The sequence below is a fragment of the Microbulbifer sp. TYP-18 genome, from assembly GCF_040932045.1.
Taxonomy (GTDB): Bacteria; Pseudomonadota; Gammaproteobacteria; order Pseudomonadales; family Cellvibrionaceae; genus Microbulbifer.
Window position 1 is genome coordinate 119,472 of record NZ_JBFRBC010000001.1, and the last position, 25,742, is coordinate 145,213.

At 58.6% G+C, this 25,742-nt stretch carries 20 protein-coding genes; 8 read left to right on the forward strand and 12 right to left on the reverse strand.

Annotated features, from left to right (window positions below):
• Positions 1 to 47: 47 nt before the first annotated feature.
• Positions 48 to 1,190: an efflux RND transporter periplasmic adaptor subunit gene (locus ABVT36_RS00395; RefSeq protein WP_368454768.1), complete on the reverse strand. Its 1,143-nt coding sequence runs from the start codon at positions 1,188 to 1,190 to the stop codon at positions 48 to 50.
• Positions 1,191 to 1,578: 388 nt separating this feature from the next.
• Here ABVT36_RS00395 and ABVT36_RS00400 point away from each other — a divergent pair, with 388 nt between their 5' ends.
• Positions 1,579 to 2,541 (forward strand): AraC family transcriptional regulator N-terminal domain-containing protein, encoded by a 963-nt coding sequence (locus tag ABVT36_RS00400; RefSeq protein WP_368454769.1) that lies wholly within the window; start codon positions 1,579 to 1,581, stop codon positions 2,539 to 2,541.
• Positions 2,542 to 2,660: 119 nt separating this feature from the next.
• Here ABVT36_RS00400 and ABVT36_RS00405 read toward each other — a convergent pair whose 3' ends face one another.
• From ABVT36_RS00405 to ABVT36_RS00440, 8 genes are all read right to left on the reverse strand, one after another.
• On the reverse strand, positions 2,661 to 4,976 hold the full coding sequence (locus ABVT36_RS00405) for an immune inhibitor A domain-containing protein (RefSeq protein WP_368454771.1): 2,316 nt from the start codon (positions 4,974 to 4,976) through the stop codon (positions 2,661 to 2,663).
• 366 nt (positions 4,977 to 5,342) lie between these two features.
• The gene (locus ABVT36_RS00410) at positions 5,343 to 6,668 is read right to left on the reverse strand and encodes a PAS domain-containing sensor histidine kinase (protein WP_368454772.1); all 1,326 of its coding nucleotides are present in this window, start codon (positions 6,666 to 6,668) and stop codon (positions 5,343 to 5,345) included.
• Entirely contained in the window at positions 6,668 to 8,020 is a 1,353-nt protein-coding gene (locus ABVT36_RS00415; RefSeq protein WP_368454773.1) for a sigma-54-dependent transcriptional regulator, read from the reverse strand. The genes ABVT36_RS00410 and ABVT36_RS00415 overlap by 1 nt, the downstream gene beginning before the upstream one ends.
• A 108-nt stretch (positions 8,021 to 8,128) precedes the next feature.
• A complete protein-coding gene (locus tag ABVT36_RS00420) occupies positions 8,129 to 8,680 on the reverse strand; it encodes a nuclear transport factor 2 family protein (protein WP_368454774.1) in 552 nt (183 codons plus the stop codon).
• Between the two features lie 91 nt (positions 8,681 to 8,771).
• Complete coding sequence (locus tag ABVT36_RS00425; protein ID WP_368454775.1) at positions 8,772 to 9,974, reverse strand: FtsX-like permease family protein; 1,203 nt, start codon at positions 9,972 to 9,974, stop codon at positions 8,772 to 8,774.
• Between the two features lie 9 nt (positions 9,975 to 9,983).
• A complete protein-coding gene (locus ABVT36_RS00430; protein ID WP_368454776.1) occupies positions 9,984 to 11,303 on the reverse strand; it encodes an ABC transporter permease in 1,320 nt (439 codons plus the stop codon).
• Between the two features lie 12 nt (positions 11,304 to 11,315).
• Positions 11,316 to 12,017, reverse strand: a complete 702-nt coding sequence (locus ABVT36_RS00435; protein ID WP_368454777.1) for an ABC transporter ATP-binding protein — start codon at positions 12,015 to 12,017, stop codon at positions 11,316 to 11,318.
• A gap of 71 nt (positions 12,018 to 12,088) precedes the next feature.
• A complete protein-coding gene (locus tag ABVT36_RS00440) occupies positions 12,089 to 13,369 on the reverse strand; it encodes an efflux RND transporter periplasmic adaptor subunit (RefSeq protein ID WP_368454778.1) in 1,281 nt (426 codons plus the stop codon).
• Between the two features lie 383 nt (positions 13,370 to 13,752).
• Here ABVT36_RS00440 and ABVT36_RS00445 point away from each other — a divergent pair, with 383 nt between their 5' ends.
• From ABVT36_RS00445 to ABVT36_RS00455, 3 genes are all read left to right on the forward strand, one after another.
• Positions 13,753 to 15,243: a SulP family inorganic anion transporter gene (locus tag ABVT36_RS00445; RefSeq protein WP_368455056.1), complete on the forward strand. Its 1,491-nt coding sequence runs from the start codon at positions 13,753 to 13,755 to the stop codon at positions 15,241 to 15,243.
• Positions 15,243 to 16,145: a universal stress protein gene (locus tag ABVT36_RS00450; RefSeq protein ID WP_368454779.1), complete on the forward strand. Its 903-nt coding sequence runs from the start codon at positions 15,243 to 15,245 to the stop codon at positions 16,143 to 16,145. Before ABVT36_RS00445 ends, ABVT36_RS00450 begins: the two co-directional genes overlap by 1 nt.
• 179 nt (positions 16,146 to 16,324) lie before the next feature.
• Positions 16,325 to 16,945: a sterol desaturase family protein gene (locus ABVT36_RS00455; protein ID WP_368454780.1), complete on the forward strand. Its 621-nt coding sequence runs from the start codon at positions 16,325 to 16,327 to the stop codon at positions 16,943 to 16,945.
• A gap of 37 nt (positions 16,946 to 16,982) precedes the next feature.
• Here ABVT36_RS00455 and ABVT36_RS00460 read toward each other — a convergent pair whose 3' ends face one another.
• Positions 16,983 to 18,188 carry a hypothetical protein gene (locus ABVT36_RS00460; RefSeq protein ID WP_368454781.1) on the reverse strand — a complete coding sequence of 402 codons (1,206 nt, stop codon included), beginning with the start codon at positions 18,186 to 18,188 and terminating at the stop codon, positions 16,983 to 16,985.
• A gap of 18 nt (positions 18,189 to 18,206) precedes the next feature.
• On the reverse strand, positions 18,207 to 18,779 hold the full coding sequence (locus tag ABVT36_RS00465) for a tRNA-(ms[2]io[6]A)-hydroxylase (protein ID WP_368454782.1): 573 nt from the start codon (positions 18,777 to 18,779) through the stop codon (positions 18,207 to 18,209).
• A 310-nt stretch (positions 18,780 to 19,089) separates the two neighbouring features.
• On the opposite strand from ABVT36_RS00465, the gene fabV reads away from it, so the two are divergent.
• Positions 19,090 to 20,268, forward strand: coding sequence for an enoyl-ACP reductase FabV (gene fabV, locus ABVT36_RS00470; protein ID WP_368454783.1), 1,179 nt, complete (start codon positions 19,090 to 19,092; stop codon positions 20,266 to 20,268).
• Between the two features lie 190 nt (positions 20,269 to 20,458).
• Here fabV and ABVT36_RS00475 read toward each other — a convergent pair whose 3' ends face one another.
• Complete coding sequence (locus tag ABVT36_RS00475; protein ID WP_368454784.1) at positions 20,459 to 23,104, reverse strand: TonB-dependent receptor plug domain-containing protein; 2,646 nt, start codon at positions 23,102 to 23,104, stop codon at positions 20,459 to 20,461.
• A gap of 300 nt (positions 23,105 to 23,404) precedes the next feature.
• Between ABVT36_RS00475 and ABVT36_RS00480 the strand changes: the two genes are divergently transcribed.
• From ABVT36_RS00480 to dapA, 3 genes are all read left to right on the forward strand, one after another.
• A complete protein-coding gene (locus ABVT36_RS00480) occupies positions 23,405 to 23,638 on the forward strand; it encodes a DUF2789 domain-containing protein (protein ID WP_367151728.1) in 234 nt (77 codons plus the stop codon).
• Positions 23,639 to 23,790: 152 nt separating this feature from the next.
• A complete protein-coding gene (gene lpxL / locus ABVT36_RS00485; RefSeq protein ID WP_368454785.1) occupies positions 23,791 to 24,756 on the forward strand; it encodes an LpxL/LpxP family Kdo(2)-lipid IV(A) lauroyl/palmitoleoyl acyltransferase in 966 nt (321 codons plus the stop codon).
• A gap of 107 nt (positions 24,757 to 24,863) precedes the next feature.
• Complete coding sequence (gene dapA / locus ABVT36_RS00490) at positions 24,864 to 25,739, forward strand: 4-hydroxy-tetrahydrodipicolinate synthase (protein WP_368454786.1); 876 nt, start codon at positions 24,864 to 24,866, stop codon at positions 25,737 to 25,739.
• Positions 25,740 to 25,742: the final 3 nt, after the last annotated feature.

Here is a 25,742-nt window from a genome sequence, read left to right on the forward strand (position 1 = left end):
TGAGCGTCGCGAGCGGACTTGGGTGACACAAACGTCATAGTTTGCACTCAGCGCTGCGCAGCTTGGGCAATCTCCGCCAGGTTTTGCGGTGCGACCAGTTTTGGCGTGACGGGTGTACCGGAGCCGCGAATCTTTTGCAGGCCGTTGACCACGATTCTCTCGCCACTCAGCAAGCCATTGCGGATCAGCGTGCGTTCACCCTGGCGCGGGCCCACCTCCACCGGGCGGCGTTCGGTGAGATTGTCCTGGGTGACCACATAGACGTAGCGGCGGTCCTGGTCGGTAAGTACGGCTTTGCTGTCCACCAGCACAGCCTGGTCTGCTTTTTCAACGGGCATTTCCACCCGCGCGAACTGGCCCGGTTTGAAGGTGCCGTCGGGGTTGGGCAGCACGGCGCGGAACTGGATGGTGCCGGTATCGCTGTTGAGGCGGTTGTCGACGAAGTCCAGTTTGCCCTGGTGCGGATAGCCCGCCTCACCGGCAAGTCCGATATGGACTGTGGGGGTGGAATCGGCGCTGAGCAAACGGCGGCTCTCCGCAAAAGTCTGCTCGTCACTGTCGAAATAGACATACATGGGGTCGACGGAAACCAGGGTGGTCAACAGGGTTGTGTTGGCATTGGCCAGGTTGCCCAGGGTCACCATTGCGCGGCCGATCCGGCCGCTGATGGGGGCCTTCACCTGGGTGTACTGTAAATCCAGGCGCGCCTTTTCCACTGCAGCTTCAGCGGCTTTCAGGGCGGCGCGCTCCGCATCCCGCGATGCCACGCGGCGATCGTATTCCTCCCGCGAGATAGTCTTGCTGCCCAGTAACTGCTGGGCGCGTTCAGCCTGCTTGGTATTGAAAGACAATTGACTGCGCACCCGTTGCAGGTCCGCTTCCGCAGCGCGCAGACTGGCCTCAAAAGGGCGGGGGTCGATGGTAAAGAGCACATCGCCGCGCTGCACCAGCGCTCCTTCGGCAAAGGACACCTGGTCGATATAGCCGCTGACCCGCGGTCGCAGCTGTACGGACTCCGGCGCGGCCACCCGGCCGGTAAAGCTGCGCCACAGGGTTGTGGCTTCAGTACTGACCTGGGCCACCTCCACGGCTGGGGGTGGCGGCAGCTGTGCGGCCGGTTCGCCGACGTTACAGCCGGCCAAAGCCAGCGCAGTGAAGCTGAACAGTGTGGCTGCGAATTTCTTGACCATAAGGCGTTTACTCCCTTGACTGCGGAAGAGAGGTTGTGCGGATCTGCACCTCCCTGACTTGGGGACAACTCTAGGGGCGGGCGAGTCTGGAGCGGTATTCGGGAACTGTGGATTGATTGCCTATTTCTATTTGCATTCAGACCTTTGGGATGAAGGAGGCGATCATTGCGAGAAGTAACCAAAGGTAATTTATGAATGCTTTATCATTAATGACAATTTGGTTAGTATAAGGAATTACTCAGACTGGTTGGGCCAAATGGCACTTGCCTATTCCCGTGCAGCCATTGCCCAATTCTGCGAGTGGACGGAGAAATTGCCTAAAACTCCACAGTCACGCCCATTACCTTGTTTGAAGATACCCGGCCACTGGCGGGGGCCAGGGGGATTTATGAGTGCCTTTGACAGAGTGAAACCCGAGACAGTCCCCGCGGAGCTTGAACCCGCCCGGCAAAAGCTGGTCCGCACAATGCTGCAGCAGGCTCCACTGCCGGGACGGACCGAGACCGAAGTGGACGGTTTGATCCTGATCCGCAGCAATGGGCCGGCTACCTGCACCACTTCGGTCATTGCACCGTCACTCAATTTTATTGTCCAGGGCAGCAGGACGCTGGGGCTGGGGGACCGGGAGGCCACCTATATGCCCCTCAGCTATGTGGCGACCTCGGTACACCTGCCGCTCATGGGCAGGGTGGAGTTCGCGTCCGAGGAGACCCCGTTTCTGGCAGTGAGAATGACCATCGATCCCAAAGAGGTAGCGGATCTGGTGCTGGAGCTGGGAGACAAGGCCCCGGGCCTGGGAGCGGACATTGACTGCAATGAGGTCAGCTGTGGCTTCTCCGTTGCCCAGATGAACCAGGATTTACTGGATGCGGTGACCCGTCTGGTGCATCTGGTGGAAAACCCCGGGGATGCCCGGATACTGGCTCCCCTGGTACGGCGGGAGATTGTCTATCGGGCCCTGATGGGAGAGATTGGGGTGCATATGCGCAGGTTCGCCATGGCGGATAGCCAGGCAAACCGTGTGTCACGGGTAGTGGAGGTACTCAAGGATCGCTTTGCCGAGTCGGTGCGCATCAGCGACCTGGCGGAACAGGCCAACATGAGTGAATCCTCCCTGTATCACAGTTTCAAGCAGATCACTCGTATGTCGCCTTTACAGTTCCAGAAGAGACTGCGCCTGAATGAAGCGCGGCGCCTGATGCTGAGCGAGGGCCTGGAGGCCGCCTCCGCCAGCTACCGAGTGGGCTACGAGAGTCCCTCCCACTTCAGCCGCGAATACAGCCGTATGTTCGGCCTGCCGCCGCGCGCGGATGTGAGTAAATTGCGCAATGAGTGGCAGTTGCCCGCCTGATTGAGGTCTTTATGCTACTGCTGCCCTGCATGGTCGCTTCTGAATTGCGTTGTGGGGGGGAACGGATCTCAGCTGCTGGAAAGGCGACACTAAAAGTGCCGCCGAGTGAGGGTGCCGACTTAACGGTAGAGCAGAACCTTGCCTACAGACTTGTCTTCGCTTTGTGATACGACGCGAATCTTCAGGCCGTAAGAAGAAATGGCACGGCCCGCATCGGGAATAGCAGCGTTGCTGTAGTCATTAGTATCGTCAAACAGTGGGTTGCGCTTGGTATAGTTGTCGCGCAGCAGCACATCGTAATTTGTCAGCAGATCCAGAGTGAGTTTCGCGGACTTATCGATGTTGAATGCGGCATCGTGTACCTGATAGCGGGTTGAGGCTACTGCACTATCACTCCAAGTGTTGATATGCTGGTCTGCATCCACGACACCGAGAAAACCGTTGCCTGGGTGGTCGCCAACCCAGTTGTTGTCATAACTGGTATCTGCATACCAAACTACCAGCCCCTCATTAAACTCCATCAATTCGCCCGCCACACTGACATGGGCCAACCCTTGGTCTACACCGCGGTGGGTGCGCCATTCCAGCAGGTAGTAGTGGTCGTGCAGAGTGAAGCCCTGGCTGAGCGTGAAGCCGGCCAGATCAAATTGGCTTTGGTCTTCGCCATCGTCCAACAGCATAGCTTCTCCGTCAACCTGAATGCTGAAATCATCCGCGTAGAGGCCTGGATTGCTCACGTACCCATCTGTCAGATAAGTGATTGCCAGGGATACCTGTTGACCTGAGTAGTCACTGAGATCGAAAGTGGCGTCAATCCAACCACCAGATGCACCGGTAATACCGTGACCGGGGTTTTGACCATGGGGATTAGTTTCAGTGGTGATATTGCCCTGGATTGCGACAAAGTCATTACCGTCATCAACCATCACCGCAGCGTAATCCCAGTCTTGCTCAATATCGTACCAGGCTTTGAAGGACAGATTGGCACTGGTGGCCTTGGTGAGGTCCAGAGTTACCGTCATCCTATTTTGCAAATTATCGCCACTGCCGCTGAAATACGCGTAGTTACCGCTGGTGGGTACGGTCACAACGACTTTCTTTTTCGGCAGGTCGACACGCACGGCATCATTATTGGCACCCTTGTGTACAGCTTCATCGAGGAGGGCTTCAATCCCTTCGGATGGGATGTCCTCTAGGGTGATAGTGACGCCGTGCAGCCAGTTACCGCCGTGATTGTGTTGGAGGAATTCCTTAGCCCAAGCGGAAAAGCCGGTGGGTTCGGAGCCAGGAATCACGCCCGCCCAGCTGCCGCTGGACATGATGGACCAGGAGGAAACCGGCTCGCCTCGCCCGGTATTGTTAGTGTCGTATTCGTCAGGCAGGCCCAGGTCATGGCCATACTCGTGACTCACCACGCCGGCAGCGGCATCAGCCGGCTGTATGGTGTAGTCGTAGGCGGCCATGGCACCGCCCCAATAGCCCACTTCTGCGGCGGTGCCGGGGATTGCAAACACGTTGCCGAGATTCCAGCGGTGTGACCAGATAGCATCTTCACCCACTTGGCCGCCACCGGCCTCTTCGCCCACGGTGGCATGGAAGATCATAATATGATCCACAAGACCGTCGGCCTCCCAGTAGTCTCCATCACCATCCAGGTCGTAGCGGTCTTCTATATCGAAATTTGACAGGTCTACGTTGGGGTCGGCGGCAGCGGCCAGCAGGGCCTCCCGCACCAGTGAGCGCGCATCCCCGTTCTGGTTGTTGCCATAGAAAGCGGCGGGCTGGCTGGCGGTATACCAGCCGGCGACGCCGCCTTCAACGGAGTACCCATTGCCGGATTGCTGCCAGTAGAACTGTTGCATAGAAAGCAGATTTTCTCCATTGGGGCCGTCGAATCCACTGGTGGAAAACAGCAGGTCGGCGTAGTGTTGCGCGGCGTAATCCGCGTAGTACATATTCGTTTCCCAGGGCTCGATGCTATTGTGTGGGAAGTCAGGGAACTCCATCAGAATGGCGAGTACCCGCGCAGTCCGTGCTTCACCTGTATAGGCTTCTGCCTGAAGTGGGGCGGGGACTTGCTGATTGCCAAGGCCGAGCTTATTGCCCTTGCCGTTTTGCAAGGCCTGAGCGGTGCCAGCGCTCCGGGACTGCGCCAGCATCTGAACAGTTTCCTCGGATCGATCATGGGTTTGGCGTTGGCCTTTGGCTGCGCGCTCTTTCAGGTAATTTTTGAGTACTTCTTCGGCCTCGGCCAGAGTCGCGCTTTCGCTGATCCTTCCTGAGCGCTTCAGCATTTCCATCAATTTACTTTCGTTGGCGATGGCCAGGTCCAGAGGAGCGCCCGATGCTCCCGGAAGCATGGCGGCCTGGGTATTGAACGCCATCAGACTGAGAGCGAGCGTGCTGATCGACAGTAGACTGTTGATTTTTCGCATAACGTGTTCCATGTGGGAAATTAGTCTTATTAAACATCGACGACTGGGAAAGAAAGCCGTAAAACAGTTAACTCAGTTAATGTCAACAGGCCTAGATCTTTGCATCAGGACTTTACCCGGCCGCGGCAGCCAAAGGTGGTAGTTCCCGACCGCCGAATAATTGACGATTCAGAATTGGTATGCCGTAATGATTTTTATCAGAACTGGTTAGCGTTATTCATTTGTGACACCACCAAGCTTGCAAGGTGCGGTACTGGTGTGCCACTCCGAGACTAGGTTTGGCGCCTGGATGATTGCGCTGATCTAACAAATTTCTGTAGCAAGAAAAGTTATTTTATTTGGCGCCAAACGAAAAAAGCCTGGGCATCAATAGTCACTTGTTGCCCAGGGCAGCCACAGGTTTATTCGCAAGCCCCCGCCGGAGCGGTTAAGCAGTTGAAGTTGCCCGCCGTGAGCGTCGACGATTTCCCGGCACAGGGTAAGGCCCAGTCCCACCCCCTGCTCCTTGGTGGAGAAGAAAGGCAGTAGCGCCTGCTGCAATACCTTTTCGCTCATGCCGGAACCGCGGTCGGTAATTACCAGTTGTTGTCCGCGGTCGTCCGCACTGATGCGCAGTTCTATATCTTTGCTGTCACTGCCCGCTTCGCGGGAATTTTTGATCAGGTTGAGCAGCGCCTGCTCCATCTGCACCGGGTCGAAATATCCCGGGCGTTCCGGAACCCCTCCCTTTAAGGTGAACTCCTGTAGTGGTGCGATTCGCTCAATCAGGGCCCGCCAGTCCACCATTTCACAACTGGGCGCCGGCAGCTTGGCAAAACGCGCATAGCCCTGAGTGAATTCCGTCAGGTGTTGGCAGCGCTCGGCGACGATGTCGAACACTTTTTCCAGATCGGCGGCCCTGTCCGGCTTGGCGATCAGCATTTTACCGGAGTGTGCCAGGGAGGAGATGGGTGCTAGGGAATTGTTCAGTTCATGGCTGATCAGCCGAATCACCTTTTTCCATATTTGTACCTCGGCCCGGGTCAGCTCCTGGGTCATTTCCCGCAATACTACCAGGCGGTGCCTGTGGGCGTTGAGGATAAAGGTGCTGTTGCCGATATGTATCGAATGGGTACCATTTTTGTCGCTGTAATTGAACAGGCCGTTTTGCCGGTTTTCGATCGCACTGGCGATTTCGTGCGGGCTGTTCGGCAGCAGTTTTTCCAGCAGCAAACCCTGGATGGGCCTGCCGTTATTCAACAGTTTCCTGGCGCTGTTATTGGAATAAATAACATGCTCACCCTGGTCCATCAATAACAGTGCCTGAGGGGAACTCTGGATCACCGTATCCAGGAGCAGCTCGCGCTGGTAAATATGGGCGCGCTCGCGCCTCAGGTGCTCGCCGATGTCGTTGTAAAGGCTGGTTATCTCGCGCAGTTCGCGGACTTTTGGCGGCACCAGGGAAATGGAGAAGTCGCCGTCGCGAAAATTGAGCAGCCCGCTTCGCAGGGCTTTTAGAGTGGTGGTCAGTGGGCGCAGCACCAGGCGTATAAGGCCGACAAGCACTAGGACGCCCAGCAGCATGCCCAGGGTCCAGGAAAGGCGTTGATCGAAGCCGAGTGCCAACAACAGCCAGGGAATGGCAGTGCCAACCACCAGCCCCAGGAGCGCGGTGGCGACCAGGCGCCCTTCCAGGGAAAAAAACTTGGACATCAATAGGGAATACCGTGTTTTTCCAGGCGACGGTAAAGTGCCTGGCGACTCATGCCCAGTTCCCGGGCGGCCTGGGCGATTACTCCATTGCAGCTGGCCAGGGTCTGTTGCAGCAGCTCGCGGCTGGGTTCAAAACTCATTTCAGCCCGGTCGGCGACTGGCTGTGCAGGTAGCGCCAAAACCGCTTCATCGATGGTGTCCCCCCCGCACAGAACCGAGGCGCGCTGCATTACATTTTGCAGTTCGCGCACATTGCCCGGCCAGGGGTGGCGGGTCAATGCTGTCAGCGCCTGCGGAGACAGTTTCTTTGGCGCTTCCCCCTGGCGCAAAAAATGCATTGCCAGAGGGACTATATCCTCGCGGCGCTCCCCCAGGGACGGCAGGCGCAATTCAATCACGTTCAGTCGATAGAATAGGTCCTGACGGAAGTCGCCGCTCTCAATGGCCCTGGGCAGGTCGCTGTTGGTGGCGCTGATGACCCGCACCTCAACTCTGCGGGTTTGGCTGCTGCCGAGCCGCTGGAACTCTCCGGTCTGCAGCACGCGCAGGAGTTTCACCTGGCCGCTGGCGGAGAGTTCGCCTATCTCGTCGAGAAACAGGGTGCCGCCGTCGGCGGCCTCGAAACGCCCCTGGCGGGCCCGGTTGCCGGCGCCGGTGTAGGCGCCGGCTTCGGCACCGAACAGCTCTGCCTCCATCAGCGCTTCCGGCAGGGCGCCCACATTAACTTTGACATAGGGGCCGCCGCGCAAACGGGAATTGGCCTGCACTATATCGGCGATCTTTTCCTTGCCGGCGCCGTTGGGTCCGGTAATCAGCACCGGCACATCGGACCTGGCCACCTGGGTGGCCATTTCCAGCAGTGTCTGCATTTTTTCACTGCGATAGACAATGTCCTGCAGGTCGTAGGATTTCGCCAGGTCGTTGCGGGCCTGGAGGGCCTGCTGTTGCGATACCCGCTGGTGCCGCTGCAGTTCCCCCAGTTCCAGCAGGTTGTTGATGGTGGAAATCAGTTTGTTGTCGTCCCAGGGTTTGCCCACATAGTCCGCCGCGCCGGCTTTGACCATTTCCACCGCCATTTCCAACTGGGTCCAGGCGGTCAGCAAAATGATGGGCAGGTCCGGGTTGATCTCCCGAATGGCGAAAAACAACTCGCGGCCTTCTTCGCCGGAGGTGGTGTCGGCGCTGAAGTTCATATCCTGGATAACCAGGCGGATGTCCCTGTCTTCCCGCAGCAGCTGCAGGCCGGCCTGGGGTGTGATGGCGCCGAGGGGTTGCAGATTGTGCAGGGACAGCAGCATCTCCAGGGCGGAGACGATACCGCTGTTGTCGTCGATAATCAGTATTTTATCCATAGGGGTAGGGGTTCGACCGCTGTATGCCCATTATGCAGTGACTGCGCGTGAGTGGAAACTGTGGTGAGACGGTTGTCCAACGGTCCTGCCAAAGGCATTGACGACAACCTAATCCGAAAGTTGGCGAGTTGGATGCCCGGTGGCGGGCTGGTGATCAAAACTCAATACTCTGGCCAGCTTCCACTGGCCGTCCACCTTTTGCCAAACATGGGTAAATTGCCCACTTTCGCGCAGCACTTCGGTATTGTCAGCGCGGATGCCGTAGAAAAGGTGAGTTCCTGTCTGAATAGCCCCAAACTTATTGAGCGGGTACACTCTCATGCCTTCCGCGACAAGTTGCCGCCGCGCTCTGATATCGCTGCCGTCCTCCCGCCTTTGGCACATCCGCTCCAGACCACGGAGAAACTCGGCCCCGGAACTGGCGGTTTTCCCCCATTTGTCATGGTACATCTCAAAGTCTGCGGTGATCAGATTTCGGGATGCTTCCAGGTCGCAGTTATTGAAGACTGCATCGAAAAATATCCGGTCAATGTTGGTAATTTCCGCAGTGAGTTGTGGCGAAACAGCCGGCGCGGCAATTACCGGGTGTTCTTGCGCGTAGCCGGGACGGCTTAAAATACAAAGTCCTGTGATTATTAGCGGGGCGATGGGTCTGAACATAACCAATTCCTCTAAGCGTTTTTTATTCGGTTTTTGTCAGTTTATCTAGCCCGACAACCGCTTGGGCTGCCGGTGCCATAGGGTCGTTACACTACACACTCCGGGTGGCGGTTGCCGGGGAAATATTGGCGGCGCGCAGGGCGGGAGCCAGAGCGGCCCCCAGGCTGACCAGCAGAATCATCAGGGCGCATATGGCCAGCGATGTCAGGGACAGGACAGGCTGGGAATAATCGCGCACCAGATACTGGTTCGCGATCAGGGCGGCGGCGGCGCCCAAAGCGATACCTGTACCGGCAATCAGGCTGTTTTCCAGCAGGAAATAGCGGCTGATATTGGCACGGGTGGCCCCCAGTGCCCGCCGCACCCCAATTTGTTTGGTGCGCTGGTTTATCCAGAAGCTGGTGAGCCCCACTATGCCTAGGGCCACAATAAAGCTGAGCATGGCGCCAACCGTGGACAGAACCTTGACCATCAGATTGTCCCTGGCGTAGCTCCGGGCCATATGGTTCGAGAGGCTTTTTACCCGAATTACCCTGTCCGGGTCCCGCTCTGCAAGCTTGTCAGCCAGGGTTTGCAGGACTGCGTCGCGCTTGCCGTCTTCTGTGCGCACCAGATAGTCCATGCCCTGGGTGGTTTGCAGGCCGGGGAAAAATGCCACATTGCCAGCATCCGACCAGCCCAGCCAGGCGCCCAGGTGCCGCTCAACGATACCGATAATCTCGATGGGATTGTCACCATCGTACAAAGACTTGCCCAGGGCATCTTCACCGGGAAACAGCTTCTCTGCCAGTTGTCGCGTAATGATCGCCACATGCGCTTCACCGCGTTCGGTGGAAGCATAAACCTGCATCTCCGCCGGGGTAAAATTGCGGCCAGCTACCAAGTTGAGCCCCAGGGTGTTTATAAACTCGGGGCCGGTCCTATAGTAGTTGGCGTTTTCCCCGCCGATGTTTTGATTGGGCTCAGCAAAGTAGCTGTTCGCGGACCCGGAACCGGACAGCGGAACCTGATGGCTGTGGACAGCGTCCACGACATTGGGCAGGGCGCGGAGCATTTCCAGGTCCGCACGCACCGCCCCGGCCATATCATAATCCTGGGGGATAGCGAGGAAATCCGCCACAATAATATTCTCCACATCCATGCCGGTTGGACGGGCCATTTTGTCGATGCGGTCCGTAACGATCAGCAGGCTATTGCTCAGGATCACCAGGGTTAGTGCCAATTGCAGGGCAATCAGCAGCGCGGAAACCTTGTGATGCCAGAGGGTCGACAGTATCGGTTTAAGTTCGAACATGGGCGGGCCTCACTGGGTTTTCAGGTAAATGGCGGGATTGGTGTGGCTGATGCGCCAGGCGGGATAGAGGCCCGCCAGCAGGCTGGCGATCAGCGCCAGTGCTATGGCGGCGAGCATCATCAGCCAGTTCATGGAGGCCACTGTGTCGATCAATCCCATCGCCAAATGGCGACTGGCGCGTATACCCAGCAGGGCGATAACAATACCGGCAATGCCACCCATGATCCCGATAGCGGCACTCTCGATCAGGTACTGGATAAAAAGGGCACTGCGGCTGGCACCCAGGGCACGGCGCACCCCTGCCTCTGGGGCCTTGCGCAGGAACTTGGCCAGCAGTAGGGCCACCCCATTGATTATGCAAACCAGCAGGAACGCCAGGGAGACCCACCCCAGCACGCGGTTGTCGTCTCTGAGGACTTCGTTGAGCCGCAGCCATTCAGAGGGTTTGCTCAAGGCGAATTTCAGCGGCCGCTGGAAGCGCCCCTGGGCTTTTTCCCCCTGGATATAGGCGGTGAGGAATGTTTCATACTGTTGTTTTTGTTCGCCATCCCGCAGCTCCACCCAGTATTGAATCCACACAGACTCACTTTGCAGATAGCCTTCATAACCTGCTGGTCTGGGTCCGGTTTCCCATCCTCTATCGTTGCCCCAGGTGTAAATTTCAAACTTTCGGTGCAGGCCGAAAGGCACGAACATGGATTCCGCATTTGCAAAGTCACTATTGGTAAGATCAAATACTTTAGGGGCCGGGTTCCAGTGATCGATCACCCCCACCACAGTAAAGGGTTCGCTATTGAGGGTGATATTCTTGCCCACACTGTTTTCGCCGGCAAAGAGCTTGTCATTGGTGGCCTTCGACAGTACCACCAATTGCGTATGCGACTGGTCCGCCGAACTATCCCAGGTGCCGCCATACAGAAATGGGACATCGAATAGTGCGAAGAAGTCGCGGCTGGTGACCCGCGCCGAGGTCACAAAGGGGCGCAGTTGCGAATCCTTCAGTTCGACGGTAAAGCCGAAACGGTGCATGGCCACCTGGCGGGTGGGAATCTCCGAGCGCAGCAGTGCCTGGGCATCCCGGTAGGTCAACTGCCAGGGTAGATTATTGCCAGAGTTGGTAAAGGCGTGATTGGGATCCCAGGCATCCAACTGCACGGCGTAGAGAAGATTGTCTTTGTGCTGCAGGGCATTGCGCGACATCATATAGTTGAGGCTGAGCACCGTCATGGCGGCGCCCACACCGATGGCGATGGCGGCAACCATCAGGCTACTCAAAATCGGTGTGCTGCGCAGGCTGCGCAAAGCGAGGGCAAAATAATATCCAAGCATGGCGGTGACTCCTCAGGCGCTGGTCGTATCTGGCTGCCGGGCAACTGAGTGCAGATCACAGACCTGCCCATCTACAATCTGGATATTGCGCTGGGCGCGGCGGGCCAGGTCCGGGTCATGGGTCACCATAACGATGGTGGTGCCCCACTCATTGATAAATTCCAGTAGTTCCATTACCTGGCGCGCCATCAGGGAGTCGAGGTTGCCGGTGGGCTCGTCCGCGAGCAAAAAGCGCGGCTCACCGGCCAGGGCGCGGGCAATGGCGATACGCTGTTGCTGACCGCCGGAAAGCTGTGCCGGCAGGTGTTTGGCCCGGGCCGACAGGCCCACCTGTTCCAGCACTTTTTGGATACGCCTGCGGCGTTCTTTGGCATTAAAACCGCGGTAACGCAGCGGCACATCGATATTGTCGAACAGGTTTAAATCGGGAATCAGATTGAAGCCCTGGAAAATAAAACCGATTTTCTCGTTGCGCAGGCGCGAACGCTGCCGGTCGTTAAGGTTACTAACATCCTCGCCGTCCAGCAGGTATTGGCCATCGGTGGGGATTTCCAGCAGTCCGGCGATATTCAGGAAGGTGGTTTTGCCGGAGCCGCTGGGGCCGGTCACGGACACAAACTCCCCTTCTTTGACTTCCAGGCTGAAGTCGCGCAGGGCGTGGGTTTCGATGGTATCTGTGCGGAAACTCTTGCGGATATTATGCATTTTGAGCATGGCGAAGTTCCTTGTTGATCACTGAATTTTTTTTGCGGTGTTAGGGTGGGCGGCTCTCTGTTTGTGCGGCGTTATTCCTTCAGGGCGACCAGCTGCGCGTTTTCCAGCTCCTCGGCGGATGAGACAATGATTTGATCCCCTTCCTGCAGGCCGGAGACAATCTCTACCTGTTTCAGTCCCATTGCGCCCAGTTGGATTGAAACCCGCTCCGCCTGTTGCCGGTTGTTGAGGCGGAATACAAAACGGCCACCTGTCTGGTCCAGAAATCCTCCTCGTTTCACCAGCAGGACATCGTTGCGGTTCTCCAGCAGGATGCGTGCTGTGAGGCGCAGGTTCTGGCGCAGGTTTTTGGGTTGTCCCGCGGCGAAGCGCACCCGCGCCAGCACCTGGCGGTCGATGACCTCGGGTGAAATTGCGGTAATCCTGCCCGGCAGCTCGCTGCCTCCCAGGTTGATGGCCACCGCCATATTGAGCCCCAGGTCGTCGGCGTAGTTTTCCGGTACTGCGGCCTCCAGCTCGAAACTGGTGAGGTCCACCACTGTGATCAGCGGGGTGTTGGCGGCGACGGCACTGCGCTGGGAAACGGCCAGGCTGCCGACTGTGCCGCTGACGGGGGAGAGGATTTCCAGTTCGCGTACCCGGCGCTGCAGTTCCTCTACCTGTAATTTTTGCCGGGAGACCTGGAGTTCAAGTGTTTGGGTATCAAAGCTCAGGGACTCCTTCTCCAACTCGGCATTTTGTACCGCCTGTTCATATTCCAACTCTGCGCGGGCCATATCGTCCCTGCTTTTCTCGAAATCCAGCAGGGAGATAATCTGCTTTTCCATGGAAACTTCGGCGCGCTTTAATTCCCGCTTGGCGGCGGTGAGGTTCACCTTGGCGAGATCAGCTTTCTGCTGGTTTTCCAACCGCTGGCGCTTGGCCTGAATTTTCTGCCGCTGCAATTCCACTGTGAGCTGGTCCAGCTGGGCGGTTTCCTGGGCCAGCTGGTTGGATAACTCCGGGCTTTCCACCGAAGCCAGTGGCTGATCCACCTCCACCGTATCGCCGGCCTTTACCGCGAACTTCACAATGCCCTGGGCCGGGCTGTACAGGGTGGGACTGTTGGCGGCGACCACTTTGCCCTGTACCACCAGGTCGCGAACCAGGTCGCCGCGCTGGACCTCGGCGATATTGATCCGCGACAGGGAGAGGGTGTTGTCAACCGAGCCGGTGCTGTGCCAGGCGTTGATGCCCCAGATAAGGAAGGCCAGGGTGAGGCTCAGGCCGAGAGCGCTCAAGTAGATTTTGGGTTTTTTCCACGGCGGTGCAGCTTCAATCCTGGTGTCCTGCCGGGAAGTGTCTCTGATCATCTTTGGGTCCATTTCTTCTGTGTGTCCTCGCACTCCCGACAACCGTGTGCATGGGAAGGCGGCTTTGATACTTATAAAGCAAGTAGAGCAATCCCCGTGCCAACTTTCCGACTCCAATTAAGTCTCTGATTTACATGAGATTTTTTGGAGTTGCGGGCAGGGACAGGTCTGTTCGGGTGTCCGCCACCAGTGTCCGCTGTCCGCTCTGCCCGTAGGCGGACAGGGCGGGCGGCACCGGCCGGTGGGCGACTGCGAAAGCGCTGGTCAGCGAGGGGATGGCGGGTCATGGAAGCCAGTCATGCGGCTGGCCTGTGCTTATGGTAGAGTGCGCGGCCTTTTTTTGATCAATTCCAATCGATTTGCGTTCTATGCTCCTGCCTTCCCTGCTCTCTTCGACCAAAGCCGACTGGTTCGGCAATATCCGTCGCGATGTACTTGCCGGTCTGGTGGTGGCCCTGGCTTTGATTCCCGAGGCCATCGCCTTCTCGATCATCGCCGGCGTGGACCCCAGGGTCGGGCTCTATGCCTCTTTCTGTATCGCGGTGGTAATGGCCTTTGTGGGCGGCCGGCCGGGCATGATCTCCGCGGCTACCGGTGCCATGGCACTGTTGATGGTCACACTGGTTAAGGAGCATGGGCTCCAGTACCTGCTGGCGGCGACGCTGCTGACCGGGGTGTTGCAGATTATTGCCGGCACATTGAAGCTGGGCAGCCTGATGAGCTTTGTGTCCAGGGCGGTAGTGACCGGATTTGTGAACGCCCTGGCGATTTTGATTTTTCTGGCGCAATTGCCGGAACTGACGGGGGGTAGCTGGCAGGTCTACGCCATGACTGCGGCGGGGCTGGCAATTATCTACCTGTTCCCGGCTATCCCGCTGGTCGGCAAAGTTATCCCCTCGCCGCTGGTGTGTATCCTGCTACTCACTGCGGTTGCTGTGATCCTGGGTCTGGACATCCGCACTGTGGGTGATATGGGCCAGCTGCCGGACACTCTGCCGGTGTTCCTGTGGCCGGAGGTGCCGCTCAACCTGGAGACTTTGCAGATTATTTTTCCCTATTCCGCCGCCCTGGCGGTGGTGGGCCTGCTGGAATCCCTGATGACCGCGACGATTGTGGATGACCTGACGGATACCCCCAGCGATAAGAATCGCGAGTGCAAGGGGCAGGGCATCGCCAACATCGCCGCGGGTATGCTGGGTGGAATGGCCGGCTGCGCCATGATCGGCCAGTCGGTGATCAATGTGAAGTCCGGCGGGCGCGGCCGTCTCTCCACCCTAGTGGCCGGTGTGGGCCTGTTGGCACTGGTGGTTTTTCTGAGTGACTGGGTGGCGGTGATCCCCATGGCGGCACTGGTGGCGGTGATGATTATGGTGTCCATAGGGACCTTTAACTGGGACTCGATCCGCAATCTGAAACGCCATCCCCTGTCCACCAATCTGGTGATGCTGGCCACGGTGGTTGTGGTAGTGTGGACCCACAATCTGGCCTATGGTGTATTTGTGGGCGTGCTGCTGGCGTCGCTGTTCTTCGCCAACAAGGTCAGTCACTTTATGTATGTGGCTTCCGAGCTGAGTGAGGACCAGGGCTGTCGGGTCTACCGGGTGGTGGGGCAGGTATTTTTTAATTCGGCCGATAAGTTTATCGATGCCTTCGATTTCAAGGAGGTAGTGGACAGGGTGGTTATCGACCTGAGCCGCGCCCATTTCTGGGACCTGTCGGCGGTGTACGTGCTGGACAAGGCTGTGGTCAAATTCCGCCGCGAAGGCGCCGACGTGGAGTTGATTGGCCTGAATGAGGCCAGTGAAACCATAGTCGACCGCTTTGGGGTGCACGATAAGCCGGAAGAGATAGAGCGGGTGTTGGGAGGACATTGATGGGCGCGGACGGCAATAACAATAAGGAAATCAACGGCAACTCGCTGCAGCAGGAGCCGGTGGTGCTGTCGTGTATCGATGGCTCGCATCACACCGGGGCTGTGTGCGACTACGGCGCCTGGATCGCTGCACGCATCGGCGCGCCACTGAAGCTGCTGCACAATATCGAACGCACCAATGTGCCGGCGGTCGCCGATCTGACCGGCAGCATCGGCGTTGGCAGCCAGGAGGATCTGCTGGACGAACTCACAGCGCTGGAGCAGCAGCGCTCGCGCCTGATGGTGCAGCAGGGCAAATTGATGTTGCAGGCTGCGCGAGAGCGCGCCACCATGGCGGGGGTGGAGCAGGTTGTGACCTGTCAGCGCCACGACAACCTGGTGGAATCCCTCATTGAGCTGGAGGATACGATTCGCGTATTGGTGCTGGGTATCCGCGGAGAGGAGCATGGTGAGTCGGAGCAGGGGCTGGGGTCGCAATTGGAAACAGTGGTGCGTTCGCTGCACAAGCCAATTCTGGTGGTGAACCGGGGTTTTAGCCAGCCGAAGCGGATTATGCTGGCCTACGATGGCGGCGAGGCGGCCAAAAAAGCGCTGAGTATGGTGGCGGGCAGCCGGTTATTCGCCGATATTTCCTGCTACCTGGTGTTTGTGGGCGAACCGCAAAAGGCCGAGGCAGTATTGGCGGAGGCCGGTGCGGAACTGGCTGCGGCGGGGATTGCGGCCACTGCCAGTCACCTGACCGGAAGCACTGTCGAGGCCCTGGTGGCCTACCAGAAAGAAAATGATATCGACCTGACGGTGATGGGTGCCTTCAGCCACAATCGACTGCGCGATCTGCTGATGGGCAGTGTTACCGCTAAAATGTTGCTGAATACCAAACAGCCACTGCTGCTGTTGCGGTAAATAGCCGCTGGCGCCTGTTCCGCCATTGGTCTCGGGGCCGGGGAGGGACAATTCTGACAGACAAACCCATCGGTAAAGGACTGCGGGCATTTCGCCAGCGCTATCGACGGCAGTTTATCGGCCGCCACTACCGCGGCTGGCTGCATTTTACTTTTACCCTGACGGTCACCCTGGCGGCAATGGTGGTGTGTGTCGCCCAGATACGACAGCCCGTCTGGTACCAGTGGCTGACCCTGCCGCTGGCCTTTATTTTTCTGAATTTGGTGGAGTATTGGGGCCACCGGGGCCCCATGCATCGGCGACCCGGGCGCAACGCCTGGTATCTCCCCCTGCTGCGCCCTGTCTACCGGCGCCACACTCTGCGTCACCACCGCTTTTTCCATCGGGACGCCATGGCGTTCGAGAACAGCCGTGATTTTCACGCGGTGCTCTTTCCCCCGGTATTGGTGACGTTTTTTCTGTTGGTGTCGGTAGTGCCGTCCGGCCTGGCGGTCACCTGGATTTTCGGTGCCAATGTGGGCTGGCTCTACGCCGCCATGGTGTTCGCTTATTTCCTCAATTACGAATTGTTGCATTTCGCCTATCACACCCGCGAGGATTCGCCCCTGGGCCGAATACCCGCAATGGCACGGCTGCGCCGACGACACACTGAACATCACGACCCGAGCCTGATGGGCAGTTACAATTTCAATATTACTTATCCGCTTGGGGACTGGCTGTTCGGCACCCTGTATCAGGGGCAGGCAGGTGACCGAACGGAAATTCCCGCAGCTTCCTTAACCCGACAATCCAACCGATGATTTCTCATCGATTGGGTTGTCGCCTTTGAAAGCCTGTTTAATTAGGCGAAATAGCTTGCTTTTCTGGTTGGCAGGTGTGGTCGAACGGAGAGGGATTGTCCAGTAGGGTCCGCAGTGGCTGAGGTGGATGTAAGTGCTTCTGTACAAGATGCACAAAGCGCAGGGTGCGGAAGGCGTCGAACCAGTGTTTCAGGGCCTGTTGCTGCTGCTCTGGGGAGAGTTTCTGTTGCCGGCAATGGCGGACAAACCGCGACCAGCCAAGCTGAATGGGAATTTCTGCCCAGGGCTCGTTGAATGTATCGGGTGGATCGGAATTTCTGACGATGGTTAGAAACTTCTGTAATTCCGAGAAAACCTGCGGTGCATACCACAGTGGTTCCTCACCGGCCTCCAGCTGTGCGGCTATCCTGGCTGTGGCGGGCCCGGTACCAAAGGGCACTCGCTGGGAGAGACGGGCGCGAATCACGAGTTTGCCCCGCTGGCGGAATTGCGTCACTGGCGCCAGTTTGGCGAGTTTGTTCAACAGGTAAAAATCCTCCCCGGCGGCCCTGCGGGGAAAGCCCCGCGCGGCGCAGTAGTGATGCGCGCTGATGGCGAGGGTACTGCCAATGGTGTGAAAGGCCCAGGGGGAACCCGCCCAGCGCAGGCCGTCCACATAGTATTGGAGGGCGCCTTCATACAGGCGATGGGCGCGATGTACCAATGCCGGACCATCCTCGTGGGCAAAAGGATAAATGGCGGCACTCCGTTCGATTGGGTCCGGCAGCCCCTGAAAATAGTCGGCGGGAAGCCGGGTATCGGCATCGGTGGAATGCATCCAGCCACTGGAAAGACATCCATTGAAAGTAAGCTGGGCGGCGATATCACAGCCGATTTTGCGCGCCAATCCCACGCCCTGCTGGCGCGGCAGCCTAAGCCCATCCCGCCAGCGCTCCACCAGCAGCAGGCCGCCGTTGTCGCCCCAGTGGCGCAGGCTGAGGTGATCGCTCTGCCAAATGGCAGTTTCCCGCGCTTTGATCGCATCCAGCAGGGGGCCATTGTGGTCGCCGTCATCGGTATCCGGCTGGTTAATCACCAGAATCAACAAGAGTCCCGCGCCGCTGAATTCCCGCTCGAGCGCAGGCAGAAAATCGGGCTTTTCCCGGTAGCAGGGGACCACCAGAGTGTGGTTGAAGGTGAGATCGGGCCAGGTGCTCAGCAGCTGAACCTCGGGTTCGGCGTAGCGCTGGAGATAGTGTTCCACGTCGGCGATCAGCCCGGTTCAGTGCAAAGCGGCGCGGTGGGGCTGAGCGGCGGCGATGTCGGCTTCGGCATCGAGCAGCTGGTCCAGGCGAGCCTGGACTGTATCGCGGGAGAAATATTCCAATGCCAGCTCTACAAACAGCTCGTGGTGGCGGGCTTCACTTTCGGTAATGACCTGGTAAAAGGTTTTCAAAGACCCCACTGGCAAGGCCTCCGCCACCAGGCCGAATCGTTCGCAGCCGCGGGCTTCGATAATGCCGCCAAGCAGCAGCCGGTCCAGCAGATAGACATCACTGCCGCGGCGCATCAGTTGGCGCAGTCCATTGATATAGGGGTCTTTTTCGTCCGCGGCCTGAAAGATTCCCCGCTCGTGCATGAGTTTGATCACCCGGCGAAAGTGATTCATTTCCTCCAGCGCCAGATTGATCATTGCCTCCACCAGAACCGGTTTGTCCGGATAGTGTGAGAACATGGACACCGCCATACCGGAGGCTTTTTTTTCCGCCGCTGCGTGGTCCTGGAGAAAGCGGTCGAAGTCGGCCAGTACCACCTGGGTCCAGCTGGCCGGGGTGGTAAATCGCAGTGTAAACATAGGGAGGGCAGCCTTTTGCGTCAGGGAGAGGCCGGCAAGTCAGGGCGCGCAATCGGCGCCGGCACCTGTCAACTGGCGCGATTATACCGTTGCCCGTGGAGGTTTTGGGCAGTCGGGCCATTTTGGGGGCGCTTTGGCCGGCAGCTGGGATATTCTGGACAGGCTGGCAGGGGGCGGAGCTGCCCGCTGCTGGACTGATACGCGTACGGCTTTAGAATGGCCGCCATTGTGACCCAATAACCACGGTGTGCGGGAGCCACGCTCCTCCGGCACCTTTATTTCTCCAAACCGACAGGAGAGAGTTTCAGGCATGATCATCCAGCCAAAAGTTCGCGGCTTTATCTGCACCAATGCACACCCGCAGGGCTGCGCCGCCAATGTGCGCGAGCAGATTGATTACATCAAGTCCCAGCCGGCTATCACGGGGGGACCCAAAAAGGTGTTGGTGGTGGGTGCCTCCACCGGCTATGGCCTGGCCTCCCGGATCACCGCGGCCTTCGGTTGTGGCGCCAGCACTCTGGGGGTGTTTTTTGAGAAGCCACCGACGGAAAAACGCACCGCCTCGGCGGGCTACTACAATGCCGCCGCTTTCGAAGCGGAGGCCCATGCGGCGGGTCTCTACGCCAGGAGTATCAACGGCGATGCCTTTTCCGATGAGGTCAAGGCGCGCACCATCGAGATGATCCGGGAGGATCTGGGTGAAGTGGACCTGGTGATCTACAGCCTTGCCTCCCCGCGGCGCACTGACCCCAAAACCGGGCAACTCTACTCCTCGGTGCTAAAGCCGATCGATAAGCCTTATACGGCTCGAAACCTGAATACCGATAAACTGGAAATCGGCGATATCACCCTGGAGCCGGCCTCAGAAGAGGAAATTGCCTCGACGGTGAAAGTGATGGGTGGCGAGGACTGGGAGCTGTGGCTGCGGGCCCTTTCCGATGGGGGTGTTCTCAGCGATAACTGCAAGACGGTGGCCTATACCTATATTGGTGACAAGCTGACCTGGCCTATCTATGGTCAGGCTACCATCGGCAAGGCCAAGGAGGATCTGGACCGGGCGGCGCGGGCCATCTCCGCGAGTAGTGAGGCGGATGCCCATGTGGCGGTGCTGAAGGCGCTGGTGACCCAGTCCAGTTCGGCGATTCCGGTGATGCCCCTGTACATCTCCCTGGTCTACAAGGTGATGAAGGAGGAGGGCACCCATGAGGGTTGCATAGAGCAGCTCTACCGCCTCTATACTGAGGGACTCTACAGCGACAGCCCGCGTCTCGACAGCGACAACCGCTATCGTATGGATGAGCGGGAACTGCGCGCCGAAACCCAGGCCAGAATCGAGGCGCTGTGGCCCCAGGTCAGTGAGGAAAACCTGTTCCAGCTCACCGATTACCGGGGCTATCAGGCGGATTTTCTCAAGCTGTTTGGTTTTGGTGTCGACGGTGTGGACTACGCGGCGGATACCAGCCCGCTGGTTCCGGCCGACTTCGCCTGATTCTCTATGGTCGCGGGGGCGACTTGCGCCGCTCCCGCAATCCTTCCGCCAATCCCTCGCTTTATCTGCCCGGCAATCCAATCCACCATACCCAGCCGCATAAAAAATCCCGCGCCCCGGATTAATAACGGGAGTGCGCGGGATCTGTGTCCGCAATCCACACAGTGGATTGCGGTGTTGTGGCTTCGGTTTAGAAGCGGTAAGTGGAGGACAGGTAGGCGAAACGTCCCTGGCCACTGTGCACTGTAGTGGCGAAGCCCATGAAGTCCGCATAGTCTACCGGCGGCTCTTCATCGAACAGGTTGGTTGCGCCCAGGGTGATGGTAATGTCTTCAAAGCCGAAGTAATTCACCGTGGTGTCGACAGTGGTCATAGAATCGATATCGCTCATGCCCGGCTGTTGCACTGAGGCATCCTGGGCGAAGCTGTCGATAAAATTGACCGCCACTCGCGCGGACACATTGTCCCGGTTCCAGTCCACCGCCGCAGTCCAGCGCATTTCCGGCAGCTCGTAGTCTCCGGCTTCACGATCCACCCGAGTGCCACCGTCGGCATCCGGGCGGCGATCCTCGTAGCTCAACATATAGTTGAGGACATAGGAAAAGCCGAAGCTGCCATAAGAGGTGTCCAGATTGTAACGCAGGTCCAGGTCCAGGCCATCGGTGGACAGGTCGCCGATATTCCGGAAGGAATCGAAAATGGTGACGACTTCGCCCGGATCGTTGGGATCCGAGGAGGGCAGGCGGTCGACCACAGTGGGGTCGCTACCGAAGTTGCTGAACACAAACTGGGTATCGGAATCGATGATGTTCTCGATTTCGTAGTTGTAATAATCCAGTGTCACTGTCAGCTGTTCACCGATGTTCACGATCGCGCCCAGGTTGAAGTTCTCCGACTCCTCTGGCCCCAGATCCGGGTTGCCGGCGAATACCACCGTGTACTCCTGGGGCTCACAGGCTTTGTTGACGTTGCCCACTGCCGCGCAGCGGAGGCTGTCCACCAGCGTCGGGGACTCATCCGTGCGGCCCAGGCCCAGCTGCGACAATGAGGGAGCGCGGAAGGCGGTGCCCCAGGAACCGCGCAGCGCAAGGCTGTCCATCGGCGACCAGAGAAAGGACACCTTGGGGTCTGTGGTGGTGCCAAAATCGCTGTAATCCTCGTGGCGGGCCGCCAGCTGCATCTCCAGAGTGTCCAGCAGTGGGATCGCCAGTTCAGCAAATAGCGCAGTGTTGTTGCGGCTGCCGTTGGCCTGGGTGGCCTCGGTGCCAAAGACATCGCCGCGCAGGAACTGGTCATCGGGGTTGTCGCTGATGGACTCCTGGCGGTATTCGGCGCCCAGCGCCAGCATCAGGTCGCCACTGGGCATGGCCATCACCGGGCCGGAAATCTGCGCGTCATAGGAGCGGTTGGTGGACTTGCCCACCCGCGTGGTGGTGGTTTCAATGTAGGCCAGGGCTTCCGCGGAGTTGGAAGAGGGTTCAAACGGATTCCACAGGCCGCTGTCGATGGCCTCCTGTATGCGGCGGGAATTGGGAAAGCCGTCCACGCCGCGTTCCACGGCGTCGCTCTTGATATAGCTGTAGGCGGCTTCCCAGGCCCAGTCACCCAGTTCCCCTTCCAGTCCAACGACACTGCGGAAGTAGTCAGACTCCGCTTCCTTGCGGCGATTGCCGATATCCGTGGTGCGGCGGCGCATGGTCAGATCCTGGCCGAAAAAGGGATGGGTCGGCATGTCGGCAAAAGGGTGATTGGGGTTGTCACCGGCCATAAACAGCTCGTTAAAGCTGGGACTGCCGGCACCCTTGACGGTGGTTTTGCTGTTCTGGCCGTTTAACTCCGCGAAAGCCTCCACGGTGCCGCCAAGTACGAATCTGCCCAGATAGTTGAAGCTGACCCTTTCGGTGGAGGGCACCATGGACATGAAGGGGGCATAGTCGTAGCGGCACAGGTTGTTGGCCGCATCGATATCTTCGGCGGCGCAGACGTCATTGCCAAAGGTATCGGGTAGACGATCTGTGGGATCAGAGGCCAGGGCGATGGTGCCGGGGATACCGGAGGAGCTGCGGAAGTCGGTGGCAAAGGGGTCGTTGGGGCGCAGCGCGGCCTGGTTGGCGGAGCGGGAATAGTCCCGGTCCGCGTAGAGAATCTCGTCACGGTTGAAATAATCGAGGATCAGGGTATGGCTGCTGTTGTCAGTCACATTGCCCAATACCATGCTCACATTACTTTCACCGCCACCACCGTCAGCGGTACCGCCCACCTTGCCGGATATCTCTACACCATCGAAGTCGTCGCGCAGGATGATGTTGATCACGCCGGCGATGGCATCGGAACCATAGGTGGCGGAGGCGCCATCTTTGAGGATGTCCACCCGTTCAATGGCGGCCAGAGGAATATTGTTGATGTCGACGAAAGCCGTATCGATGTTCTTGGCGAAAGGGCTCACCGACACCCGGCGGCCGTTCACCAGGATCAGTGTCGAGTCGGCACCGAGCCCGCGCAGGGAGACGCTGGCGCCGCCATTGGCGGTATCATCGCTGCTGTTGGCCTGGGTGGAAAAGGTACCCTGACCGGATACCGGCAATTTGGTAAACAGGCCGATCAGGTCGGTGACGCCGGTGGCGGCTATGTCCTCGGCGTTGAGGCTGGCCACGGGTGAGGGACCATCCATTTGCGCGCGCTTGATATGGGAACCGGTGACTTCCACCAGCTCCAATTCCCGCTCGTCCTGCGTCGCCCCGGCCTCCTGGGCCAGGGTGACGGCGCTGTGTCCTCCGAAGATGATGGCCGACAGGCACAGAGCCAGAGGGGTTTTTTTGGCAAAACACCTTTCCATAGGAATGTCCTCTTTATTAGTGGTTTTGTGAAAAAAAATTATTATTTTCGGCTTTTTTATAGCATATCCTTTGGTTTTTCAAGCTAAGACTTCTCCGGGAGTGTGATTTTTTCCCCAGGGTACATGGGAAGACGGCACTGGCGCCGTGATCTATTTACTGTAATGAAACTTCGGGTAAGCGGGCTTGGTCATCAGCAGTGCCATATCCATAGGAGCCGGATGCAGTGGCGCCTATACTGAGGGCTGCCACAGCCACCACCGCAGGATGGTTGCGACCTGCGTACAGAAAAGGGCGTCGAAATGGATACTACCGGACACCACACGTTAAACGACCTGTTTGCCCAACTGGGACTCGCCTCCGAAGATGCGGCCATCGACGAGTTCCTTGTTCGACACCACCTGCAGGGTGACGAAAAGCTGTCCACTGCGCCGTTTTGGTCCCAGCGCCAGAGAGATTTCCTGCACGAGGCCATTCAGGAGGATTCGGACTGGTGCGAGGTGGTGGATGCGCTGGATACGCTGTTGCGTCATTGATTCCCGGCCGTGTGGGCGGGAGGGGCGCCCCACTTTGCCGAGCGGGCAAAAACCGAGCAGGGGCGGTTTCTTGTCCCGGAGCCGGTGCCGCTTTGCCGTCACCGGGGCTATAATGCGCCGCTTTTGATCGCCTCTGCGGCAGACAACAGACAATGGAAAAACCCCGTTTTCGCGCGGCTCTGCTGCGGCCGCGCTACTGGCCGACCTGGCTTGTATTTGGCATCTGGTTTCTGTTGGCCCAGCTGCCCTACCGCTGGCAGCTGGGCCTGGGCCGTGTCCTGGGCCGGTTGATGCTGAGCCTGGCGGGCAGCCGCCGAACTATCGCGGAGCGCAATTTGGCACTGTGCTTTCCGCATCTCAATGCAAATCAGCGCAAAGATCTGTTGCGGCGCAATTTCGCCGCCAACGGCATCGCTGTGATGGAAACCGGCATGGCCTGGTTTCGGAGTGACGACTGGCTGCGCAAGTGGTTTTCCATCGAGGGGCTGGAGCATTTGCGGGCGCCTGCGGATCGCGGTGAGGGGGTGGTGTTGCTGGCGATGCACTTCACGACACTGGAGATCGGTGCCCAGTTCATTTCCATGTGCCACACTGTGGACGGCATGTACCGCCCACACAAGAATCCGGTGTACGACTATGTGCAGCGCAAGGGGCGTGAGCGCCACGGTGCCGATTCCCAGGTGTTCCAGCGCAAGGATGTGCGCGGTATGCTGCGGGCTTTGCAGCAGGGCCGTGCTGTCTGGTATGCGCCGGATCAGGATTACGGTATCCGGCAGGGCGTATTTGCCCCCCTGTTTGGCCACCCGGCGGCCACTGTGACCGGAACATCGAGATTCGCGCGTATCGGACGGGCCAGGGTTGTCCCCTATGTGGTGACCCGGCTGGAAGACGACCGGGGTTATCACGTGAAAGTTTACCCCCCGATGGAGGAGATTCCGTCCGGCGACGAACTGCGTGATGCCGTTTTGGTCAACCAGTTCGTGGAGGCCCGGGTACGCGACAATCCAGAGCAATACATGTGGGTTCACCGCCGGTTCAAAACCCGGCCGGCGGGTGAGCCGGACGTCTACGAAGGTGTGCGCAAGCGCAAAAAGAAGCGCAGGAGACCGGCGCTCTAGCCCCCTCGGGATAATTCTGGCGTGAGCCCGCAACGCTCAGTAATATAGCGCACTTCACTGGGGCCGCAGTTTTCGCCCCAGATGGTGCGAAAATCGAAGGAGATGGGATGTTTTCCGGCAGTATGGTAGCTCTGGCTACTCCAATGTACCCAGACGGCAGCCTGGATTGGGACAGCCTCCACAATCTGGTGGAGTGGCATATTGAGCAGGGCAGCCGCGCCATAGTGGCCGTGGGTACCACTGGCGAGTCCGCCACCCTCAACGTCAAGGAGCACCTGGAAGTGATTCGCCGGGTGGTCGACCAGGTGGCGGGCCGTATTCCGGTAATCGCCGGAACCGGTGCCAATTCCACCGCCGAGGCGATGGAGCTGACCGAAAATGCCGCCAAGTGCGGTGCCGATGCCTGCCTCCTGGTAACGCCCTATTACAACAAGCCCACCCAGGAGGGATTGTTCCAGCACTACAGGGCGATCGCCAGGGCGGTGGCTATCCCGCAGATTCTGTACAACGTGCCCGGGCGCACCGCAGTGGACATGCTGCCCGACACCGTGTGCCGCCTCGCCGCCATCGGTAATATCGTTGGTATCAAAGAGGCCACCGGCGACCTGCAGCGGGCACGCCAACTGTTGGACACACTCCCCGACGGTTTTGCACTTTACTCCGGCGACGATGCCACGGCACTGGAATTGATCCTGATGGGAGGTAAGGGTGAGATCAGCGTCACCGCCAATGTGGCTCCCGCGGCAGTGGCGCAGATGTGCGAGGCGGGGCTGCGGGGAGACGGGGAAACGGCAAGGGCCATCGACCAGCGCATTCAGATATTGCACAAAGCGCTGTTTCTGGAGTCCAACCCGATACCGGTAAAGTGGGCGCTCAAAGAGATGGGCCGTATTGAAGGTGGTATCCGCCTGCCGCTGACTGGACTATCCGCTCAGCATCACGCCACAGTGCGCGAGGCACTGCGCACTGCGGGTGTGCTCTGAAAG